This is a genomic window from Pseudoalteromonas sp., assembly GCF_041629635.1.
Lineage (GTDB): Bacteria > Pseudomonadota > Gammaproteobacteria > Enterobacterales > Alteromonadaceae > Pseudoalteromonas.
In genome coordinates, this window is sequence record NZ_JBFKMX010000209.1 from 1 (window position 1) to 4,197 (window position 4,197).

4 protein-coding genes and 1 riboswitch are annotated in these 4,197 nt (G+C 40.8%); of the genes, 2 read left to right on the forward strand and 2 right to left on the reverse strand.

Annotated features, from left to right (window positions below):
- Positions 1 to 131 precede the first annotated feature (131 nt).
- Positions 132 to 842 (reverse strand): biotin/lipoate A/B protein ligase family protein, encoded by a 711-nt coding sequence (locus ABYD77_RS18030; protein WP_372771486.1) that lies wholly within the window; start codon positions 840 to 842, stop codon positions 132 to 134.
- 139 nt (positions 843 to 981) lie between these two features.
- A riboswitch (cobalamin riboswitch) is annotated at positions 982 to 1,171 on the forward strand.
- A gap of 184 nt (positions 1,172 to 1,355) precedes the next feature.
- Here ABYD77_RS18030 and ABYD77_RS18035 point away from each other — a divergent pair.
- Together ABYD77_RS18035 and astB are read left to right on the forward strand one after the other, a co-directional pair.
- Positions 1,356 to 1,991 carry a hypothetical protein gene (locus ABYD77_RS18035; RefSeq protein ID WP_372771487.1) on the forward strand — a complete coding sequence of 212 codons (636 nt, stop codon included), beginning with the start codon at positions 1,356 to 1,358 and terminating at the stop codon, positions 1,989 to 1,991.
- A gap of 127 nt (positions 1,992 to 2,118) precedes the next feature.
- A complete protein-coding gene (gene astB / locus ABYD77_RS18040) occupies positions 2,119 to 3,456 on the forward strand; it encodes an N-succinylarginine dihydrolase (RefSeq protein ID WP_372771488.1) in 1,338 nt (445 codons plus the stop codon).
- A gap of 65 nt (positions 3,457 to 3,521) precedes the next feature.
- Here astB and ABYD77_RS18045 read toward each other — a convergent pair.
- Positions 3,522 to 4,197, reverse strand: a 676-nt coding sequence (locus ABYD77_RS18045; RefSeq protein ID WP_372771489.1) for a phosphoenolpyruvate carboxylase, incomplete at its 5' end; no start/stop codon positions are given.

Below are 4,197 nucleotides of genomic sequence, written 5' to 3' on the forward strand. Positions count from 1 at the left end.
ACTTGCAAATAATGCAGCACATGGAAGAAGAGCGAATTTCAAGGGAGCACTCCAAAGGTAATTTACGACTAAAGAAGTGCCAAGTGTATCACCGCTGAACACTAAAAAAAGGGTTTTACGATCAATCCGATCTATGTTTTTTGATGATTTATAAAACTGGTAAATAGGCGTTGGTAAAGCGCCTCAGTATCTGGCTTATCAGTACTATGTTCAAACAAACAGGTGTGCACATCAGCAATGGCATGCTCTAGCTGTTGATGGTGTTCATAACAAAGGTTAACAGGTGCAACTAATGTTGGCATATTTGCATTTACTAAAATGCAGGCTTGCGCTAGTACAATTTTGCCTCCGCCTTTTTTAAGCAGTACACGCTGTGCGGTGCCAACGACTTTTTTACCTTCAATATTAAGATTGTAATCGCCATCGCAATAACTGCCTGGGGTGGCGTGAGTTTTAACATCGATATTAAACTGTGAAAAAAACGAAGACAAAATAGCGCAAAAGTCTTTGTAGGCATTTGGAATAGAGTAGGGAATGTGCTCTGGCAATACGTACATGTAAGATACATTAATCACCCCTTCACATTGTGGTACTGGCGCACCGCCAGTTTTACGGGCATAAAGCTGCCAACCGGTTTTCTTTAGCTTAGTTTCAAGCGCTTCGCTTTGTTGCCATTTATTACCAGAGGGTAAAACCAACGTCGGTTTATCGCTTTGCCAAAATAACAGGGCTTGGTCTAAATTGCTGTTTTGCAGTTGGCTAATTAACTCACTTTCTTTTTCAAAAACAGCTTCAACAGAGATCTGATTGAAACGAAGTACTTTGGCTTTTACTTTTGACATCGCTAATTAAAGATTAACTTTTTGTGTAGCATACCCTAGTTTTAAATTTTTAGCAGTGCATGCAATTTGGTTATATCTTCAAACTAAAAGTATTAATAAGAATAATGTCTTAGCTTGATTTAAAAGTATTAGCTGACATATATTTGCGTTGTAATTAGGTGACTAATGTTTTTTTTAAAACAATGTTTAAACGGGAATCCAGTTTAAATCTGGAACTGCCCCCGCAACGGTAACTGTGAGCGACAACCACCACTGTCAATTTTGATGGGAAGGTGCTGTCAGTGCGATGAACAGGAGTCCGGAGACCGGCCTAGTTCACTCGAGTACTGCGGTGGGCGGTGAGCAACGAGAACACAATCGCTTTATACCAATTACATTAATCTGCGATCACCGTAATTGATCATCTAATTATTTGCACTTGGTATTGTCATTCCTTGCTATTAAAGCCAAAGGATTGTGCCTTGTATCTTGTCATTTCCTATCGTATTGGTTTTAGAATGCGGAAACACAACAATGACAGATCGTTCAAATTTATTTACCCCAATTAACGTAAGGCAGCTCTCATCGCTGATTTTTACAATACTAGCGATTTTGATGATAGCCACTCGGCCTTATCATTTTGCCTCTGCGCTCCATTTGCCAAGTGCTAGCACGGCGATTTTCTTTATCTTAGGTTTACTTGCATCTAAGCACCGCACATTTGCTGTATTTGTGGTTTTAAGTGTGTCGATTGATTTAACTAGCAGCTATTATCGCGGCGATTTTGGTGATTGCATTACACCTTCATACCCATTTTTATTTGTTGGTTATTATGTACTTTGGTGGGCGGGTCATAAGAGCTTGCAGCTAAAACTTGATGAAACGAGACTTGCTGTTGCAGTAAAAACAGTCGTGGCACTTTTTAACTTTTGGCTTGCAAGTTCCATTGCATTTTTATCCTCAAATGCAAGCTATTATTGGCTATCGGGTAAATTTAGCGATATGCCGTTAAGTACCTACGCAGAGCGTGTGACACAGTATTATGCGCCATATGTGACAAATCCGTTTGGTTATGTGGCCATTGCCTTAGTGCTTTACCTTGGGTGTTATTTCTTAAAACCCCAGCTGGGTATTTTAAAAACGTCAAATACTGGTAATCAAGATAACTAACACAGTGAAAATTAAATTTCATTACCTGGCATGCATTTAGCAATTTAACTTTGTATTCACGTTTTTTCGGTTTTAAACACGAAAAACGCCTAATAAAAGTGCAACGTTGCACTAAAAGGATGCAAAGATGACAGTGTACGAAGTGAATTTTGATGGGTTGGTTGGCCCAACCCATAACTACAGCGGCTTATCGTTTGGTAACGTCGCATCTAAAAATAATGCAAAGCAAATCGCCAATCCGAAAAAAGCTGCGCTACAAGGTCTTGAAAAAATGCTGGCGATGACAAAGCTCGGCTTAAAGCAGGGCATTTTACCGCCACAGGTTCGCCCAGATACTTACACACTAAGAAAATTAGGTTTTTCAGGTAGCGATAAAGACGTAATTACAAAAACAGCCAAACACGCGCCGCAGTTTTTAAAAGCCTGTTATTCGGCATCATCTATGTGGTCAGCAAATGCGGCAACAGTATCGAACAGTTTGGATTGTGACGATGGCAAAGTGCACTTTACGCCAGCAAACTTAAGCAACAAACTGCACCGCGCCATAGAAGCAGAGCAAACAAGCCGTACCTTTAAAGCTATTTTTAATAATACGCAGTATTTTACCCATCATGCGCCACTACCTCATCATCCATTATTGGGAGACGAAGGAGCGGCAAATCACACCCGTTTAGCAAATTCTCATAACGAAAAAGGGTTGTCGCTCTTTGTGTATGGTGAAGATGCATTATCAGATATCAAACCAAAGATTTACCCTGCCAGACAAACCTCAGCAGCCAGCGAAGCCATTGCTCGCGCACATGGTCTAAGCGAATCAAACTGCTTATTTGTGCAGCAAAACCCAAATGTTATCGATCAAGGGGTATTTCATAATGATGTAATCGCCATTGGTAACGAAAATGTGCTGCTTTACCATGAAATGGCATTTTATCAATCCGCACGTGCAGTTGATGCTATAAACACAAAATACCAAGGTGACAAACCACTGCATTTAATTGAAGTCAGCAGCGATTATGTGAGTGTTGAAGATGCAGTTTCAAGCTATATATTTAACAGCCAATTAATTACATTACCAAATGGCACTATGGCCATTGTGGCCCCCACTGAATGCCAAAATAACGATAAAGTGGCGACCTATCTTGCGACCCTTTGCGAGGCAAATAATCCTATTTCTCAGGTGATTTATTTTGATCTGCAACAAAGCATGAAAAACGGTGGTGGGCCTGCGTGTTTGCGCCTTCGCGTACCACTAAATGAATTGGAGTTAAATGCGGTTACCCCAGAATGTTTAATGGATGAAGCTAAATACTTTACACTAACAGCCTGGGTTGAAAAGCATTATCGAGACGCGATTGCAGAAGATGATTTAGCTGATCCGAATTTACTTGTAGAAAGCCAAACAGCCCTTGATGAATTAAGCCAAATCTTAAAGCTTGGTTCAATTTACCCTTTTCAAATGGACTGAACGTGAGAAGAAACAAAAAGGCGAGGTTAACCTCGCCTTTTTTATTTAAATTGTAAGAGTTTAAATCAACCAGTATTTCGCATACCGGTCGCAATACCTGCCATGGTGACCATAAGTACTTGCTCGCTTTCTGGGTGCTCAGGTTTATTGCGTAAGCGTTTTAAAGCCTCAATTTGTAACAAATGCAGAGGCACTAAGTAAGGTTGGCGCAATTTAAATGAGCTTAAGTTCCAAGGATCGCTTTCGAGCGTATGATTTTGGTTAAGTAAAGTCAGTACAGCTTGTTCATCTTGTTGTAATTGGCTGCGCAGTTCTTCACCTAAACCTTGCAATTCAGGTTCAACTAGGGCTGCGTCATAAAGTGCTGATAATTGTGGGTCGGATTTTAAATACACCATTTCAGTCAATGAAATACGGGCCTTAAAGTACGGCCAGTTTTCCAGCATTTCGTTCATTAGCACGGCATTTTCTTGATAAAACGCTTTAATTGCCTGACCAAGGCCTAACCAACTTGGCAGTACTAAACGGTTTTGGCTCCACGCAAATATCCATGGAATAGCACGCAGTGATTCAATGCCGCCATCTGAGCGGCGTTTGCTTGGGCGCGAGCCCAGTGGCAATGATGATAATTCTTGCTCAGGCGTTGCTTGGCGGAAATAGCGCACAAAATTCGCTTCTTCACGGATATAACCACGGTAAATTTCACAACTGAGCGATGCCATATTGTTCATAAGCTCTCGC